The sequence below is a fragment of the Nonomuraea coxensis DSM 45129 genome, assembly GCF_019397265.1.
GTDB lineage: Bacteria > Actinomycetota > Actinomycetes > Streptosporangiales > Streptosporangiaceae > Nonomuraea > Nonomuraea coxensis.
On record NZ_CP068985.1, the window covers coordinates 6,137,357 to 6,153,328 of the forward strand.

General features: G+C 72.8%; 14 protein-coding genes and 1 pseudogene. 8 read left to right on the forward strand and 7 right to left on the reverse strand.

The window, feature by feature from the left end:
- Positions 1 to 18 precede the first annotated feature (18 nt).
- Positions 19 to 750, forward strand: a complete 732-nt coding sequence (locus tag Nocox_RS28805; protein ID WP_026215009.1) for a PaaX family transcriptional regulator C-terminal domain-containing protein — start codon at positions 19 to 21, stop codon at positions 748 to 750.
- Positions 751 to 769: 19 nt separating this feature from the next.
- Here Nocox_RS28805 and Nocox_RS28810 read toward each other — a convergent pair whose 3' ends face one another.
- Positions 770 to 1,783, reverse strand: coding sequence for an LVIVD repeat-containing protein (locus Nocox_RS28810; protein ID WP_157383390.1), 1,014 nt, complete (start codon positions 1,781 to 1,783; stop codon positions 770 to 772).
- 78 nt (positions 1,784 to 1,861) lie between these two features.
- Entirely contained in the window at positions 1,862 to 3,259 is a 1,398-nt protein-coding gene (locus Nocox_RS28815) for a glutamate-cysteine ligase family protein (RefSeq protein WP_026215010.1), read from the reverse strand.
- An 89-nt stretch (positions 3,260 to 3,348) separates the two neighbouring features.
- Between Nocox_RS28815 and Nocox_RS28820 the strand changes: the two genes are divergently transcribed.
- On the forward strand, positions 3,349 to 4,386 hold the full coding sequence (locus tag Nocox_RS28820) for a zinc-dependent alcohol dehydrogenase family protein (RefSeq protein ID WP_020546435.1): 1,038 nt from the start codon (positions 3,349 to 3,351) through the stop codon (positions 4,384 to 4,386).
- Here Nocox_RS28820 and Nocox_RS28825 read toward each other — a convergent pair.
- Positions 4,364 to 4,852: a carboxymuconolactone decarboxylase family protein gene (locus Nocox_RS28825; protein ID WP_020546436.1), complete on the reverse strand. Its 489-nt coding sequence runs from the start codon at positions 4,850 to 4,852 to the stop codon at positions 4,364 to 4,366. The two genes, Nocox_RS28820 and Nocox_RS28825, sit on opposite strands and share 23 nt — an antisense overlap.
- A gap of 77 nt (positions 4,853 to 4,929) precedes the next feature.
- Between Nocox_RS28825 and Nocox_RS28830 the strand changes: the two genes are divergently transcribed.
- The 5 genes from Nocox_RS28830 (at position 4,930) to Nocox_RS43335 (ending at position 11,577) form a co-directional block, all read left to right on the forward strand.
- The gene (locus Nocox_RS28830; RefSeq protein ID WP_026215011.1) at positions 4,930 to 5,898 is read left to right on the forward strand and encodes an aldo/keto reductase; all 969 of its coding nucleotides are present in this window, start codon (positions 4,930 to 4,932) and stop codon (positions 5,896 to 5,898) included.
- Positions 5,899 to 5,939: 41 nt separating this feature from the next.
- Positions 5,940 to 7,625, forward strand: coding sequence for a DNA polymerase/3'-5' exonuclease PolX (gene polX, locus Nocox_RS28835; RefSeq protein WP_020546438.1), 1,686 nt, complete (start codon positions 5,940 to 5,942; stop codon positions 7,623 to 7,625).
- A 269-nt stretch (positions 7,626 to 7,894) separates the two neighbouring features.
- A complete protein-coding gene (locus tag Nocox_RS28840; RefSeq protein WP_020546439.1) occupies positions 7,895 to 8,485 on the forward strand; it encodes a TOPRIM nucleotidyl transferase/hydrolase domain-containing protein in 591 nt (196 codons plus the stop codon).
- Positions 8,486 to 8,627: 142 nt separating this feature from the next.
- Complete coding sequence (locus Nocox_RS28845) at positions 8,628 to 9,677, forward strand: sulfite oxidase (RefSeq protein WP_020546440.1); 1,050 nt, start codon at positions 8,628 to 8,630, stop codon at positions 9,675 to 9,677.
- 142 nt (positions 9,678 to 9,819) lie between these two features.
- Entirely contained in the window at positions 9,820 to 11,577 is a 1,758-nt protein-coding gene (locus Nocox_RS43335; RefSeq protein ID WP_020546441.1) for a wax ester/triacylglycerol synthase family O-acyltransferase, read from the forward strand.
- A 288-nt stretch (positions 11,578 to 11,865) separates the two neighbouring features.
- On the opposite strand, the pseudogene Nocox_RS44030 reads toward Nocox_RS43335, so the two are convergent.
- Positions 11,866 to 11,955: pseudogene (locus Nocox_RS44030) on the reverse strand (TetR family transcriptional regulator); the annotation flags it as partial.
- 77 nt (positions 11,956 to 12,032) lie between these two features.
- Complete coding sequence (locus Nocox_RS28865) at positions 12,033 to 13,019, reverse strand: alpha/beta hydrolase (protein ID WP_020546443.1); 987 nt, start codon at positions 13,017 to 13,019, stop codon at positions 12,033 to 12,035.
- Between the two features lie 36 nt (positions 13,020 to 13,055).
- Here Nocox_RS28865 and Nocox_RS28870 point away from each other — a divergent pair, with 36 nt between their 5' ends.
- Positions 13,056 to 13,991: an aldo/keto reductase gene (locus Nocox_RS28870; RefSeq protein WP_020546444.1), complete on the forward strand. Its 936-nt coding sequence runs from the start codon at positions 13,056 to 13,058 to the stop codon at positions 13,989 to 13,991.
- Between the two features lie 23 nt (positions 13,992 to 14,014).
- Here Nocox_RS28870 and Nocox_RS28875 read toward each other — a convergent pair whose 3' ends face one another.
- The gene (locus tag Nocox_RS28875) at positions 14,015 to 15,040 is read right to left on the reverse strand and encodes a polyprenyl synthetase family protein (RefSeq protein ID WP_020546445.1); all 1,026 of its coding nucleotides are present in this window, start codon (positions 15,038 to 15,040) and stop codon (positions 14,015 to 14,017) included.
- A gap of 71 nt (positions 15,041 to 15,111) precedes the next feature.
- Positions 15,112 to 15,843: a TioE family transcriptional regulator gene (locus tag Nocox_RS28880; RefSeq protein ID WP_020546446.1), complete on the reverse strand. Its 732-nt coding sequence runs from the start codon at positions 15,841 to 15,843 to the stop codon at positions 15,112 to 15,114.
- Positions 15,844 to 15,972 lie beyond the last annotated feature (129 nt).

Here is a 15,972-nt window from a genome sequence, read left to right on the forward strand (position 1 = left end):
ACATATACTCGACGCGCGATGGAAGAGCGTAATATCGGCACCACCACCTTGAGCGCCCGTTCGGCCGTGCTGAGCGCGTTGCTCGGCAGCCATCCGCCGCGCCTGCCCGCCCGGCATCTCGTCCGCATCGGCGCGCTGTTCGGCGTCGCCGAGGGCACCGTACGGGTGGCGCTGTCCCGCATGGTGGCCGCGGGCGACCTCGTCCAGGAGGACGGTTTCTACACGCTCTCGCCGCGCCTGATCGAGCGCCAGGCCCGCCAGGACGAGAGCCGTGACCCCCGCACCAGGCCCTGGGACGGCACGTGGGAGGTGGCGGTGGTCACCGCCGAGCGGCGCGCGCCCGCCGACCGGGTGGCGCTCCGGCACGCGATGACCGCGCTGCGCCTGGCCGAGCTGCGCGAGGGCACGTGGATGCGGCCGGCGAACCTGGTGCGTTCGGCCTGGCCGGAGGTCGTCACGGCCCAGTGCACGCTCATCGACGGCCGCCCTCGCCGCGATCCCACTCCCCTGCTGTGGGATCTCGACGGCTGGGCCGCCGAGGCCCGCCGTCTGGAGGGAGCGCTGGAGCGGGCGGACGGGCTGGCGGAGGGCTTCCTGGTGTCGGCCGCGGTGCTGCGCCACCTGCTGGCCGATCCGCTGCTGCCGCCGGAGCTGTTGCCGGCGGGGTGGCCGGGGGCGGAGCTGCGGGCCCGCTACGACGCCTTCGACGCCCGCTACCGCGAGGTCCTGTTGCGGCACCTCGCCGGTTGAGCCTCGCGCGCGAACCGGCTCACAGGCTGACGCCGAAGAGGACGCGCTTGCCCTTGAACTCGGTGACGCTCCACAGTCTGCCGTCGTGCACCGTGAGGTCCTCGGGGCCGATGGGGAACGGCCTGGTCTGGAACTGGCCGCCGCGGTGGACCAGCAGCTTGCCGTTGCGGGCCGAGCCGCCGGTCTGGCTGAGGTACCAAGTGTCGCCCTGGGAGAGCGCGCCCTGGATCTTGGGCCGGCCCATGACGTACGCCTCGGCGGGCTCGCCGCCGGTGAAGGGCAGGTTCCAGCGGGCCACCCGGCCGCCGGGGTCGTTCTCGCGGTACTCCCCGGTGATCAGCCTGCCGGCGCCGCCGCTGCGGTCGAGCGCGACGAAGGAGAAGACCGGGCCGGCGGTCGCGAGCTGCCACATGTCGGTCTGCGGGATGACGTAGCGGTAGCCGAAGGCGTGGAACCTGCCGCCGTTCCGGCCGATGCGGTCGGCGTCGCCGAGGTCGTTCTGGGCGGTACGCAGGTCGAGGATGTTGCGCAGGTCGAAGACGCGCAGGCCGCGCACCGTGTCGGCCACGTAGAGCAGGTCGCCGTCGATGGCGATGCCGCCCGCGTGGATGTTGATCGGCCCGTACGAGCCGTCGGGCCTGGCCAGCACGAGCAGCGCGTGCCGGTACTTCAGCGTCCGCGGGCTCAGGAACGTCACCCGGATGCCGCGTTCGCCGGCCATGGGCTTGAAGTACCAGCTCGCCACGAGCGTGGGCACGCCGATCTCGCCGGAGTCCGTGCTGCCGGTGAGGCCCTGCGGGTACCAGTCGACGGTGTCCTGGTCGCCGGCGTCGAAGGCGTACCATTCGGCCGGTCTCGGCTGCATCGGGCCGAGGGCGGCGGTCGCTCCTCTGCGTGCCGCCGCCCGGTTGGCCTGGGCCAGCACCGCCTCGACGGCGGTGGCGCCGATCTCCTCGGCCAGTTTGGCCGCTCCGTCCGCGAGGTCCCCCGTTGCCCTTTTGAGGGCGAAAGGTGATTTATCGGTTATTACCATCCCCGTCGCCGACATAACTTCCTTCCTTTTCCGTCCTTTTACCCAGTGTGACGGAACGGGAAGGGGGATGGTTGTGACTCAACGCCACATATGCACCGGCAATCCCGACAGGGCCAGCTCACGGTAACGGCGGACCAGCCGCTCGACGTCGCCGCCGAAGCTCTCCAGCGTCTCGCGCTGCCACACCGCGCCCGTACGGCGCAGGCGCGTACGCTGCTCCATGATCTCCAGGGCGCGATCGGCGTCGCTGGGCGCCACCCCCGCGCCGAGCAGCCCTTCGCGCGCCTCCGGCAGCAACCGGAGAACGAGGTCGGCGGCCTCGTGCTCGCCGTCCCAGCCCGGCCACGACAGCTTGGCGTCCAGCCCGTGCATGGCGGCGCGGTAGAAGTTCTGGTACGCCTCGGCGAAGCGGTAGCCGGTCAGGTCCCGTTCGGCCTGCGAGAGCGTGAGCCCGACCAGGAACGCGGTGTTCGCCGCCATGTCCGCGCACGAGGGCCCGGCGGGCAGCGCCCGCATCTCGATGCGCAGGTGGCCGCCGTCGGCGGGGTCGTAGACCGGCCGGTTCCACTGCCAGATGGTGCCCTGGTGCAGCCGCAGCTCGGGCACGTCGTGAGGCCCGGCGTCGTCGACGAGGTCGGGCACGATGGGCTCGTAGTCCGCCACGTACCGTTCGAACAGCTCGATCGCACCCTCGCGCACCCAGTCGGAGCCGAACGTGACCCGCCCGTCCCGCCGTTCGAGCCGCGCCACGTCGCGGTCGTCGGCGGCCTCCTCCATCAGCGCGATGCGGGTCTCCTCCCACTTGCGCGGGCCGAGGAAGATCGGCGAGTTGCCGCAGGCCGCCAGCACCGGCCCGATGGCGAGCTGGGCGGCGTTGAACAGCCGCGCGAAACGCTCCGGCGGCGTGCGGATGTGCACCTGCCAGGAGGTGTTGGCGCTCTCCAGGATGACGTCCTCGACCGACAGCTCCAGGTCGTCGATCTTGACGAGGAACGGCTCCAGCCGCAGGCGCCGCAGGCCCCTGCTCATGGCCCGGTAGCGGTTCTGGTCGCTCATCGCGCCGACCGTGAAGTCCCCGGTCTCCAGGGTGGGCAGGATGCCGATGGGCAGCGCGCCACCGCCCTCGACCGCCGCGTCCACCTTGCTCACGGTGTCCTGGATCTCGGCGCCCAGCAGCTCGAACGGCTTGCCCTCCAGCGTCGTAGGGGTGAGGTTCACCTCGAGGTTGTAGCGGCCGAGCTCCAGCACCACGCGGGGGTCGCCGAGGGCCTCGCGCACCTCGCTGTTGCGCGGGAGGGGCCGGCCCCGCTCGTCGACGAGGAACAGCTCCAGCTCCGCGCCGATCGTCACCGGGCCCTGACCGAAGCCGGGGGTGCCGAGCATCTCGCGCAGCGTGCCGAGTTGCCCGCGGATGCGCTCGCCGAAGCGGAGGTACTCCTCCTCGGTGAAACGCTCCTTGTCCAAGTCTTGTCCCATCACCCCTAACTGTCCTGCCCGCCGGATTCCACACCTGTGACAGTGCGGGCGCTTGCGCAGGTCACGGCGGCTCACTCTAAGCTCATGAGATGCGAGCGGTTGCGTTTGACATCTTCGGGGGCGAGCTCGACGTGCGCGAGCTGCCGGATCCGGCCCCCGCCCCGCACGGCGCGGTGATCAGGGTTCTCGCCACGGGGCTGTGCCGGTCCGACTGGCACGGCTGGCAGGGCCACGACCCCGACATCAGGGCCCTGCCGCACGTCCCCGGCCACGAGTTCGCGGGCGTCGTCGAGGCCGTCGGCCCCGACGTGCGCGGCTGGCGGCCGGGCGCGCGCGTGACCGCGCCCTTCGTGTGCGCCTGCGGCACGTGCCCGTCCTGCGCGGCGGGCGAGCAGCAGGTGTGCGAGCGGCAGACGCAGCCGGGCTTCACCCACTGGGGCTCCTTCGCCGAGTACGTCGCGATCGACCACGCCGACGTCAACCTGGTCGCCGTCCCCGAGAACATGGCCTTCGTCACGGCGGCCGGGCTGGGCTGCCGGTTCGCCACCGCCTTCCGCGCCGTCGCCCAGGTGGGAGAGGTACGGCCGGGCGAGTGGGTCGCGGTGCACGGCTGCGGCGGCGTGGGGCTGTCCGCCGTCATGATCGCCACGGCCGCCGGGGCGCGCGTCGTGGCCGTGGACGTCAGCGGCGACGCGCTGCACCTGGCCGAGCAGGCCGGGGCGACGCACTTCGTCAACGCCTCGGCGGGCGACGCCGCGGCCCAGGTGCGCGAGCTGACCAGGGGCGGCGCGCACGTGTCACTCGACGCGCTGGGCAGCCCCCAGACCTGCGCCGCCTCGGTCGAGAGCCTGCGCCGCCGGGGCCGGCACGTCCAGGTGGGCCTGCTGCCCGGCGGGCCGACGCCGGTGCCGATGGACCGCGTGATCGGCCAGGAGCTGCGGCTGCTCGGCAGCCACGGCATGGCCGCGCACGCCTACCCGCAGATGCTGGAGCTGATCAGGGCCGGGGTGCTCCACCCCGACCAGCTCGTCACCCGGACCATCGGGCTGGCCGACGCGGGCAAGGCCCTCGCCGCGATGGGCTCGGTGCCGGGCGTCACCGTCATCACTCCTCGATCGCCACTCTGAGCGTCCGCAGCACCAGCGCCAGCATCCGGTAGTGGGCGACCAGCATGACCAGCTCGATCCTGCCCGCCTCGTCGTAGCGGTCGCAGAGCGCGGCCCAGGTGGCGTCGGTCAGGTCGCCGCCGTAGTGCAGGTCGTCGGCGACCTGGAGGACGAGCCGGTCCTCGACCGGCCACAGCGCGTCTGGGTGGCGTACCGAGTCGATCTCCAGCTGCGTCAGGCCCGCCTCGCGTCCGAGGCGGGCGTGGTGGGCCCACTCGTAGGCGCTGCGGCTGTGGTGCGCCGTGCGGAGGATGGCCAGCTCGCGGTCGCGGGCCGGCAGCGTGCCGTCGAGCAGCGCGCCGCCGAAGCCGAGCCAGGCCCGGTAGAGCGCCGGATGGCGGGCGAGGGTGGCGAAGACGTTGTAGGGGTTGGCCTCGATGAAGCCGTCCCACTCCTCGGGAGGCAGGGGCCGCACGCGGGGTTCCATGTTCGCAGCATCCCCCGGATCCGGGAACGGGTCGACAGGGCGGAAAAGCGTACGTTCCGCCCCCTAGGGTGAGCGGTATGGATTACACACGACTGGGTGGCACGGGGCTGCGGGTCTCGCGAGTGTGCCTCGGCATGATGAGCTACGGCGACCCGGCCCGCCAGGACTGGGCGCTGCCGCAGGACGAGGCGGAGCCGATCATCCGCCGGGCGGCGGACGCCGGCGTGACCTTCTTCGACACGGCCGACATGTACAGCCGGGGCGAGAGCGAGGTGGTGACCGGAAACGTGCTGCGCGCGATCTTCCCGCGCCGCGAGGACTACGTGCTGGCCACCAAGGTGTACTTCCCGATGAGCGACCGTCCCAACGACGGCGGCCTGTCGCGCAAGCACATCATGGCCGGCATCGACGCCTCGCTGCGCCGGCTCGGCACCGACCACGTGGACCTCTACCAGATCCACCGCTGGGACCCCGAGACGCCCATCGAGGAGACGATGGAGGCGCTGCACGACGTGGTCAGGGCGGGCAAGGTGCGCTACCTCGGCGCGTCCTCGATGTCGGCGTGGCAGTTCGCCAAGGCCCAGCACGTGGCCGAGCTCAACGGGTGGACGAAGTTCGTGTCGATGCAGCCGCACTACAACCTGCTCTACAGGGAGGAGGAGCGGGAGATGCTGCCGCTCTGCCTCGACCAGGGCGTGGGCGTGATCCCGTGGAGCCCGCTCGCGCGCGGCGTGCTGGCCAGGGCGGGCGCGGCGGCGTCCACCGCCCGGGCCGGCTCCGACGCCCGCATCGAGGCGCTGTACGACCCGGAGAACGACAAGGTCATCGTGGACCGCGTGGCGCGGGTGGCCGCCGACCGCGGGCTGCCGGCCGCGCAGGTCGCCCTGGCCTGGCTGCTGCACCAGCCCGCGGTCACCGCGCCGATCGTCGGGGCCACCAAGGACCGGCACGTGGACGACGCGGTGGCGGCCGTGGACGTGCGGCTGTCGGAGGAGGAGCTGGCGTTCCTGGCGGAGCCGTACCGGCCGCGTGACGTGCGGTTCTGAGCCTTCCAGGATTGTCGGTGCGGGCCTCTAGGGTTAGGGGCATGCGGGCAAATGAGGAGGCGGCGTCGGCGCTGCAGGAATACGCGGAGCTGTTCGCGCTCTGCGGCGGCGACGCCTTCCGGGTGCGGAGCTACCAGAAGGCGGCCAAGGCCATCGCCGGGTTCCCCGAGGACATCTCGGTGACCGACGTGCGCTCGGTGCCCGGGGTCGGCGAGGCGATCGCCAAGAAGATGGAGGAGTTTCTCCAGCGGGGCAGCTTCCGGCAGCTCGACGACCTGCGGGGGCGGGTGCCCGAGGGCGTGCGGAGGCTGACGCGGGTGCCGAGCCTGGGCCCGAAGACGGCGATCATGCTGTTCGAGGACTACGGCATCGACTCGACCGACGCGCTGCGCGAGGCCATCGAGGGGGGCCGGCTCAAGGGCGTCAAGGGTCTCGGCCCGAAGACGCTGGCCAATCTGCTGAAGGGCGTCGAGCAACTGGAGCAGTCCGGCAGGCGGGTGCACATCGGGGTCGCGATGGCGCTGGCCGAGCAGGTGATGGGGTCGCTGAGCGCCGAGCGGATCGCGTACGCGGGGTCGCTGCGGCGGATGAAGGACACGATCGGCGACATCGACATCCTCGCGGTCGCACCCGAGTCGATCATGGAGGAGTTCCGCGCGCAGCCCTACGTCGCGGAGGTGATCGCGGCCGGCGACAAGAAGACCTCGGTCCGCACCACGTCGGGCGTCCAGGTCGACCTGCGGCGCATCCCGGCCGGCTCCTGGGGCGCGGCCTTGCAGTACTTCACCGGCTCCAAGGAGCACAACGTGGCCATCAGGGAGATGGCGGTGAAGAAGGGGTGGAAGCTGTCGGAGTACGGCCTGTTCGAGGGCGAGCGGGTGATCGCGGCCGAGTCCGAGGAGGACATCTACCACGCGCTCGGCATGCAGTACGTCCCGCCGCCGATGCGGGAGGACGGCGGCGAGGTCAAGGCGGCGCTGCGGGGCGAGCTGCCGGCGCTGGTGGAGCTGGCCGACCTCAAGGGCGACCTGCACACGCACACCGACCTGACCGACGGCATCGCCCCGCTGGAGGACATGGTGGCCGCCGGGCACGCCCGCGGTTACGCCTACTACGCGGTGACGGACCACGCGCCCGACCTGTCGATGCAGCGGATGACGCTGGACAAGGCGCTGGAGCAGCGGGAGCGGCTGGCCCGGCTGCAGGAGAAATATCCGGACATGCGGCTGCTGCACGGCTCCGAGCTCAACATCGCCCCCGACGGGTCGGTCGACTGGCCCGGCGAGGTGCTGCGGGACTTCGACATGTGCGTGGCGTCGGTCCACTCGCATTTCAGCATGTCCCGGGACGAGATGACGCGCCGGTTCATCACCGCCTGCGAGAACCCGTACGTCGACGTCATCGGCCACCCCACCACCCGCAAGATCGGCAAGCGCGAGCCGGTGGACGCCGACTGGGACGCCGTCTTCCGCGCCGCGGCGCGCACCGGCACCGCGATGGAGATCGACTCCTATCCCGACCGCTCCGACCTGCCGTCCGACCTGGTGCGGCTGGCCAAGCACCACGGGGTCAAGTTCTCCATCGACAGCGACTCGCACGCGATCCCGCACCTCGCGCACCAGCGCTTCGGCGTCGGGATCGCGCAGCGGGCCTGGCTGACGCCTGACGACGTCATCAACACCTGGCCGCTCGAACGCCTCCTGGCCTTCTTCGGGCGTTCCCGGTAACACCGGCGGGCGGGCTCCGTAGCGGGCGAGGGTCCGTGGCGGGCGGGGGCTCTTCTGGGTCCGGTGCTGAGGGCGCACAGTGCTGGTCCCATGGGGTGATCCCCCTTTCCTGGTTTAGCCTGCTCTCGAAATCTGGATATAACACCATAAATCTGGCGGCCCTCATCAACTTTTGCCCGAAACCGGACGCACTCCGCCCTGTCCGCCCGGCTTGGGAGGGCGTGCAAAAGCGGATGAACAACGTCGGGGCCGGGTGAAAGGGTGAGCACGTGAGCGAGACACGAACCGTGGTCCTGGTCGAGGGCGCCAGCGACAAGGCGGCGTTCGAGGTGCTGGCCCAGCGCCGTGGCCGGGACCTGGCGGCGGAGGGCATCTCCCTCGTGGCGATGGGCGGCGCCACGAACATCGGGACGTACGTCGCCAGGTTCGGCCCCGCGGGCCTCGGCCTGCGGCTCGCCGGCCTGTGCGACGCCGGCGAGGAGGGCGACTACCGGCGCAGTCTCGAACGCGCCGGCCTCGGCACGGGCCTCGACCGGGAGGGCCTGGAGGCGCTCGGGTTCTTCGTCTGCGTGGCCGACCTGGAGGACGAGCTGATCCGGGCACTCGGCACCGACGCGGTCGAACGGGTCATCGAGGCCGAAGGCGAGCTGGGCTCGTTCCGCACGCTCCAGCGGCAGCCCGCCTGGCGCGGAGGGTCCACGCACGACCAGTTGCGCCGGTTCATGGGCGCGGGCAGCGGCCGGAAGATCCGCTATTCCGGCCTGCTCGTCGCGGCGCTCGAACCCGACCGCGTGCCACGGCCCCTCGACCTGCTGCTGGCCCACGTCCTGAGCGACAGTCCGAGCCCGCTCGCCGGGTGAGCCGCCGGCCGTGTCCGGTTGGAGCCGGAGCCCAGGGAAGGGTGACACGGAGGGCCCGTTTCGGCAAAGGCCGCCGCGGGTGCCGCCGGAAGGAGATTAAATGGTTTACAGGTAGGGAATACCAGATAGCGAGGTGACAGCCATGAGGAACGCCACGGCGACCATCCTGAAACCCCTGCCCGGCCACCTGTTCTTGGTGCGCGGCGAGAACGCCGAGATGCGGTGGGAGGCGATGTCGGGCCAGGGATACCACACCCCGATCGACCGGTTCTTCGTCCGCAACCACACCGCCACGCCGCTCATCGACGCCGCCACCTGGCGGCTGCGCCTGCACGGTCCCGGCCTCCGATGTCCGCGCGCGTTCGGCTACGAGGAGCTGCGCGCCATGCCGTCACGCACGTACGACGTGGCGATCGAGTGCGCGGGAAACGGCCGCCGGTTCTACGGCCGCCAGCAGCACGACGCCGCGCCGGGCACCCAGTGGGGGCTGGGCGCGATCGGGGTGGCGCGCTGGCGCGGCGTGCCGCTGAGGCACCTGCTCAAGGAGACCGGCGTGCGGCCCGACGCCGTGGACGTGCTCCCGTCCGGCCTGGACGCCCCGTTCGAGGACTACGGGCACGTACGCCGCCCGCTGCCCGTGGAGAAGGCCATGGACGACGTGCTCGTGGCGTACGAGATGAACGGCGAGCCCCTGCCCCCGGACCACGGTTTCCCCGCCCGCCTGGTGGTGCCGGGATGGGTGGGAATAGCGTCCATCAAATGGCTCGGCGACATGGAGGTGTCGACGAGCCCCCTGCTCAGCCCGTGGAACACCGTGTTCTACCCGGACGTGACCACGCAGCCGGTGAAGAGCGCGTTCGAGCTCGCCTGGAACGCGCGGCTGCCGATCAGCGGCGTGCCCCTGGTGCTGCACGGGCGGTCCTGGTCGGGGCGGGGCCGCATCGTGCGGGTCGAGGTCAGCTTCGACGGCGGGGACACCTGGCGCGAGGCCGAGGTGCACGGAAGTCACCTGGTCAGCGCCTGGGCGCAGTGGCACGTCACCTGGGCGCCCCGGCGGCCGGGCCGGTACGTGCTCATGGCCAGGGCGACCGACGAGACGGGCGCCACGCAGCCGCTCACCATCCCCCGGCACCCGTTCGGGTACCACTTTTACGCTGTGGTGCAACACCCGATTGAGGTTGTTCTTGGCTAGATAATTGTCACGGATAGCTGCTGAGCTGGCCATTTTCTCACAGCATGCGCGAAGCGGACCGATTCATCTGAAACACTCTCCCGGAAACCTCACGGAAATCCGCCCGTGTGATGCTGCCCGTAGGACGGAGAAAGGAGAGCAGATGCGCCAGCTCAACGCCCTCGACGCCCAGTTCCTCAACGTCGAGACCGCGACCACCGCCGCGCACGTGGCCGGCCTGGCGATCCTGGACTCCGGCGAGGGCTCCGTCAACCGGGACGCGCTGGCGGACCTCCTGCTCGACCGCCTGCACCTCTCCCCCGCGCTGAGCCTCCGGCTGGCCGAGGTGCCCCTGGGGCTCGACCGCCCCTACTGGACGCACGACCCCTGCTTCGACATCGGCAACCACCTGTTCGAGCTGACCCTGCCCCAGCCGGGCAGCGACTGGCAGCTCGCCGAGGCGGTCGCGGAGCTGCACGCCCGCCGGTTGGACCGCTCCCATCCTCTGTGGGAGATGCACCTCATCCACGGGCTGCCGGAGGGGCGGGTGGCGGTCTACACGAAGGTGCACCACGCCGCCATCGACGGCGTCTCCGGCGCCGAGACCCTGGCCACCCTCCTCGACCTCACCCCCGACGGCCACCTCACCCGCCGCAGCCCGCAGCCCCCGGAGGCCCGCGCCGGCGCGGCTCCTCAGGGGGAGGCCGCACCGCACGCGGAGGCCGCTCCCCGTCCCGGGGAGACCGGCCATCTGGACGGCCAGGACACCGCCCGGCCCGGAGGCATGGGCCGTTCCACGTGCGGGGCCGGCCCTGAGGGCATGGCCAGGCGCGCGGGCGGGGCCAGGCCGGTGGAGGGAGCGGGCGGCAGGCCCGGGGTGGTCGGGATGCTGGCGGGGGCGGCGGCGCGGTCCGTGACGCAGCCGGTGCGGGCGGTGGGGTCGGCGGTCAGGGTGGCCGGCGACATGGACGCCATCCCGCTGGCGTCCCGGCTGCCCGGCGCGAAGGCGATCGCGCGGGCCGCGCGGCTGGTGTCCGGTCAGCGGCGGGACCGGCCCGAGCTGCCGAGCCTCGCCGCCCCGCGCACGCCGTTCAACGGGCCGATCAGCGCGCGGCGGCACGTCTCGTTCGGGTCGCTGTCGCTCAAGGACGTCAAGAACGTCGCCAAGGCCAACTCCGTCAGCGTCAACGACGTCATCATGACCCTGTGCGCGTCGGCCCTGCGCGCCTGGCTGTCCGAGCGCGGCGCCCTGCCGAAGGAGCCGCTGGTCGTGGCGGTGCCGGTCGCGGTGCGCAAGCACGGCGCCCGCGACGCGGCGGGCAACCAGATCTCGGCCATGATCGCCCCGATGCCCACCGACGTGCCCGACGCGCGGGAGCGGCTGCGGGTGGTGGGCGCGACGATGCTGCGGGCCAAGCGCAGGTTCGCGCTGGCTCCGGCCACCTGGCTGCAGGAGCTGTGCTCGCTGCTGCCCGCCCCGGTGACGGCGCTGGCCACGCCGGCGGTGTTCCGGCTGGCGGGCATGACGCTGCCGCCGGTCAACCTCATCATCAGCAACGTGCCAGGGCCGCAGTTCCCGTTGTACCTGTGCGGGGGCAGGGTGCTGTCCTACTACCCGATGTCCGTTCTGACGGACATGAGCGGCGGGCTGAGCATCACCTGCTTCTCCTACGACGGCATGCTCGACTTCGGCCTCGTCGCCTGCCCCGAGCGCGTGGACGACGTCTGGAGCCTGCTGCGGCACCTGCGCGAGGCGCTGGAGGAGCTGCTAGACGAGCGCGTGGGCGATGAGTTCCGCGACGGCGTCAGGATCGATCTGGTGGCCCGTGAGCTGCCAGAGGTTCTCCTGGTAGATGAGGACGGCGGCGAACATGGCGGCGGCGACCTCCAGCCTCGCCGCGTCGCCGCGGGCCCCGGGTAGCGCCAGCTCCAGCGCGAACCTGGCACGCCGGACGAGCTCGCCGTTGAGCCGGCCGAGCCGCTCCTTGACCGAGCCGTGCGTGTCGGCCTCGCGGAACAGGATGCGCCGCATCGCCGGGGAGGCGCGCAGCGGCAGCGCGCGGGCGAGCCGGGCGAGCGTGCCCGCCGGGTCGCCCGGCACCGCGTCGACGTCGCGTCCCTCCTCGATGTGGGTGCGCTCGTCGATCAGAGCGACCAGAACGTCGATCTTGCGGGGGAAGTAGTCGGAGATGAGCCCTTTGGGGACCTTCGCGAGGTTGGCGATGACAGCCGTCGGTGTGGCCTCGTAGCCGGAACCCGCGAACAGCTCCTCCGCCGCGTCCAGGATGCGCGTGCGCATGTCACCCGTCACCACAGCACGAACATTAGCGGCACCGCCGCGCCGGCGTCACGCCCTCTTCCCCCATGTGAGAGGCGTCACCGTGCGCCGATCGCGGCCACGAGCATCGGGTAGGCGCGGTGCAGCTCACGCTGCCAGTACGTGTGGTTGTGGCCGCCACGGTAGAAGTGCGTGCGCACCGGGACGCCGAGGTCGTCGAGACGGGCCGCGAAGGAGCGGGCGGCCCGGTTGGCCAGGTCCTCCACCAGGTCGCCCTCGCCGGCGGCCACGTACAGCTCGACGCCCTTCAGCTTCTCCGCCAGGTCGTACGGGTTGTGCGCCCGCCACACCGCCCGCTGGGCCTCCGGGTCGCCCCAGATGCGCTTCCAGTCGGTGCCGAAGCAGCCGACCGTCGTGCCTGCCATCACGGCCTGGGGGACGCCGGGGGCGGTGATGTTCACGGCGCCGCTGAAGGAGGCGGCCGCCTTGAACAGGCCCTTGGCCGCGTACAGCATCGCGCCCTGGCCGCCCATGGAGTAGCCCGCGACGGCGCGGTCGGGGCCCGCCCGGTAGCGGGCTTCGAGGAGGGGGAGCAGTTCGCGCAGGTGGTAGGTCTCCCAGCGGGGCGGGCCGCCGTCGCCGCCGTTCCACCAGTCCGAGTAGCTGCCGCACTTGCCGCCGTCCGGCATCACGACCATGACGCCGGTGTCGCGGGTGAGCGCGTCGACGTCGGTCCTGGCGGTCCAGGAGGTGTGGTCGTCGAGCCCGCCGTGCAGCAGCCACAGTACGGGCCACTCGCGGCGGGACTCCCAGCCGCGCGGGAGGAGCAGGCGTACTTCGGTGGTCTCGTTCCCGAGGGCCGGGGAGCGGATCGTGAGCTCCAGCCTGCGCTCGTCGAGGCGCCGCTCGCCCACGACCTCCGCCGCGGACGGCGGGCTCGGGGAGCGCGGGGTTACGGACGCGGAAGCGGCAGGTTCCGGCCCTTCCCGTTGCGGGCCGCGGGGCAGCAGCAGGGCCAGCCCCAGCAGGAACAGACCGCCGGCGACGACCGCGCCGACCAGGCATCCACGTAATCGGGGCGCCATCCGGGCCTCCTTGTCGGATCGTCGGATAATAGCGGGATGAGATCGATAGGCACCACGGACCTGTCCGTTTTCCCGGTAGCACTCGGCACGAACGTCTTCGGCTGGACGGCCGACAAGAAGACCTCGTTCGCCATCCTCAACGCCTACGTCGAGGGCGGGGGCAACTTCATCGACACCGCCGACGTCTACCCGTCCTGGGCGACCGGCGAGTCCAAGTCCGAGATGATCATCGGCGAGTGGCTCGCGGAGCGGCACCTCCGCGACTCCGTCGTCCTCGCCACCAAGGTCGGCATGCTGGAGGGGCTGCGCGGCCTGGCTCCCGCGACCATCCGCACGGCGGTCGAGGACTCGCTGCGGCGGCTCCGCACCGACTACATCGACCTCTACTGGGCGCACGTGGACGACCACGAGACGCCGCTGGTGGAGACGCTGGCCACGTTCGACGACCTCGTGCGCGAGGGCAAGGTGCGCCACGTCGGCGCGTCCAACCACACGGCGCGGCGGCTCGCCGAGGCGGTCGAGATCTCCGCCAAGGAAGGGCTCGTCCGCTACGTGGCCCTGCAGCAGGAGTACAACCTGGTCGAGCGCGGGTACGAGGGCGAGCTGCGAGACGTCGTGGCCCGGGAGGGGCTGGCCAGCACGCCGTACTTCGGGCTCGCGCGCGGCTTCCTGACCGGCAAGTACGCGCCCGGCGTGACCGTGGAGAGCCCGCGGGCCGCGTCGGCGGCCGAATACCTCGCCACCGAGCACGGGCGGCGCACGCTGCGGGCGCTCGCCGAGGTGGCCGACGCGCGGGGCGTGGAGCAGGCGTCGGTCGCGCTGGCCTGGCTCGCGGCGCAGCCGACGGTGGCGGCGCCGATCTCCAGCGCGCGCGACGTCGCGCAGCTGGAGGCGCTGATGGCGGCGGCCGAGCTGGAGCTGACGGAGCAGGAGCTCGCCCTGCTGGACACCGCCTCCCGCCCCGCCGGCTGACCCGCCCGCCGGCCCGGCGGCGGTCAGCGGGTGCGGTGGACCAGGGACTCGCACAGGGCGCGCAGGTCGGCCGCCTGAGGAAGGTGCGCGTCCAGGAGGTGGAGAGCAGCGGAGAGGTGGCGGGCGGCCAGCGCGCCGGCGGCGGCGCGCCCGCCCGCCTCCTCGACCAGCCGGGCCGCCGCGCGGACCGCGTCCTCGTCCTCCAGCCCCGCGGCCAGGACGGCCGACAGCTCGCGGGCGGCCGTCCCGCCCGCGGCGAGCGCGCACAGCACGGGAAGCGTCTTCTTCTCGCGCCGCAGGTCGCTGTGCACCGGTTTGCCGGTGACGGCGGGATCGCCCCAGATGCCGAGCACGTCATCGGCGATCTGGAAGGCCACCCCCAGGTCGCAGCCCATCCGCCACATCGCCTCGGCCGCCTCCGGCGGCGCCCCTCCGAGCGTGACGCCGAGCGCCGCCGCGGCCCCCAGCAGGCCGCCGGTCTTGCCCGCCGCCATCCGGGTGTACTCCTCGACGGTGACCGCGTGGGGCCCGCGCCAGGGACGGTTCTCGAAGGCCATGTCGGCGCTCTGCCCGTGGACGAGCTCCGTGAGGGCCGCCGACAGCAGCCGCATCGCCTCCGGGACGGTGGCGAGCTGGGCGACGGCCAGGGCCAGCAGCGCGTCGCCGGTCAGCAGGGCGGGGCCCGGCCCGTACGCCTTCCAGAGGGTCTCGCGGTGCCGGCGCCGTTCGTCGTGGTCGATGATGTCGTCGTGTGCCAGGGAGAAGGCGTGCACCAGCTCCACCGCCACCGCCCCGGGCAGTGCGTCCGCCGCGTCGGCGCCCACGGCCTCGGCGGCGAGCAGGACGACGGCGGGGCGCACGCCCTTGCCGCCGTCCCCGGTCTGGGGGCGGCCGTCGGCGTCCGACCAGCCGAGCGCGAACCCGGCCATCCGCGAACTCCAGGGGTGCAGGCCGGCGACCGCCTCGCGGAGCGCGGGCTCGACCAGGCGGCGGCAGCGCTCCAAGGCCGCGGCCTCCCCGGCGGTGGCCGGGGGACGGCTGACGTTCACCTCGCGCTCCTCCCCCGGTCCGACGCCCCTTCCAGGACCCTATGCCAAAAGTGACGAACGGCGCGTAGCGGTCAGTCGGGCAGCGACAGGTAGGCGTTCAGCTCGGCGGCGGCCGACAGCATGGCGCGGCCCCGGACCGCGAGGCGGCCGCGCCAGCCGTCCAGGGCGTTCCGCAGGGGTTCGACGCCGCCGGCGGCGCGTACCCGCTCGATGAGCGGGGCGATCTGCTCCAGCGGGTAGCCGCCGCGCCTGAGCTGGTGGGCGAGCCGCGCGTCGCGTACGTCGGCGGCCGAGTAGACGCGGTAACCGGTCCGCGGGTCGCGGCGCGGGCGGACCAGCCCGGCCCGCTCCCACTTGCGCAGCGTGGCGGGCCGCAGCCCCAGCCGGCGGGCCAGCGGGCCGATGAACGTCAGGTCAGGCCCGCCCCCGGCGGCGGCCGGTGGGGCGGGCCCGGCCGGGGGCCGGGTGAGGTCGGTCAGCGCGCGTTCCACCGCCTCCAGGGTGCGGCGGTCGTCCAGGAGCTGGGCGTGGCTCTCGTCCACCCGCCGCAGCGCGTCCTCGACCTCGCCCGCGTTGACCGCCCGCATGATCGCGGTCGCCGCCGCGTGCCCGTGGGCGGGCGCCAGGGCGAGGAACGCCCGCAGCGCCTGCGCGTGCCGCGGCGTGTACACGCGGTATCCGGCGGCCGTCCGGTCCGCGGGCGGCAGGATGCCCGCCTCCTCGTAGTTGCGGACCGCCTGCGTGGACAGCCCGTGCCCGCGCGCCAGGTCGACCGGCCGCAGCCGCCCCCCGTCTCGTGCCACCGCCGCTCCTCGCCGGAAAGCCTCGAAGAAAGGTCCGACGATACCGCCGCGGCCCCTCGGAGGCGTCCGCTTCGCCGCGTGGGGCCGGGCGCGCGGGAAGGGCCCGGCCCCGTGACGGGACCGGGCCCT

What these genes read in the sequence shown, in the direction of transcription:
- Nocox_RS28805 (WP_026215009.1), top strand. Translation starts at nt 19, where the DNA reads ATGGAAGAGCGTAATATCGGCACCACCACCTTGAGCGCCCGTTCGGCC.
- Nocox_RS28810 (WP_157383390.1), bottom strand. Translation starts at nt 1,783, where the DNA reads ATGGTAATAACCGATAAATCACCTTTCGCCCTCAAAAGGGCAACGGGG.
- Nocox_RS28815 (WP_026215010.1), bottom strand. Translation starts at nt 3,259, where the DNA reads ATGGGACAAGACTTGGACAAGGAGCGTTTCACCGAGGAGGAGTACCTC.
- Nocox_RS28820 (WP_020546435.1), top strand. Translation starts at nt 3,349, where the DNA reads ATGCGAGCGGTTGCGTTTGACATCTTCGGGGGCGAGCTCGACGTGCGC.
- Nocox_RS28825 (WP_020546436.1), bottom strand. Translation starts at nt 4,852, where the DNA reads ATGGAACCCCGCGTGCGGCCCCTGCCTCCCGAGGAGTGGGACGGCTTC.
- Nocox_RS28830 (WP_026215011.1), top strand. Translation starts at nt 4,930, where the DNA reads ATGGATTACACACGACTGGGTGGCACGGGGCTGCGGGTCTCGCGAGTG.
- polX (WP_020546438.1), top strand. Translation starts at nt 5,940, where the DNA reads ATGCGGGCAAATGAGGAGGCGGCGTCGGCGCTGCAGGAATACGCGGAG.
- Nocox_RS28845 (WP_020546440.1), top strand. Translation starts at nt 8,628, where the DNA reads ATGAGGAACGCCACGGCGACCATCCTGAAACCCCTGCCCGGCCACCTG.
- Nocox_RS43335 (WP_020546441.1), top strand. Translation starts at nt 9,820, where the DNA reads ATGCGCCAGCTCAACGCCCTCGACGCCCAGTTCCTCAACGTCGAGACC.
- Nocox_RS28865 (WP_020546443.1), bottom strand. Translation starts at nt 13,019, where the DNA reads ATGGCGCCCCGATTACGTGGATGCCTGGTCGGCGCGGTCGTCGCCGGC.
- Nocox_RS28870 (WP_020546444.1), top strand. Translation starts at nt 13,056, where the DNA reads ATGAGATCGATAGGCACCACGGACCTGTCCGTTTTCCCGGTAGCACTC.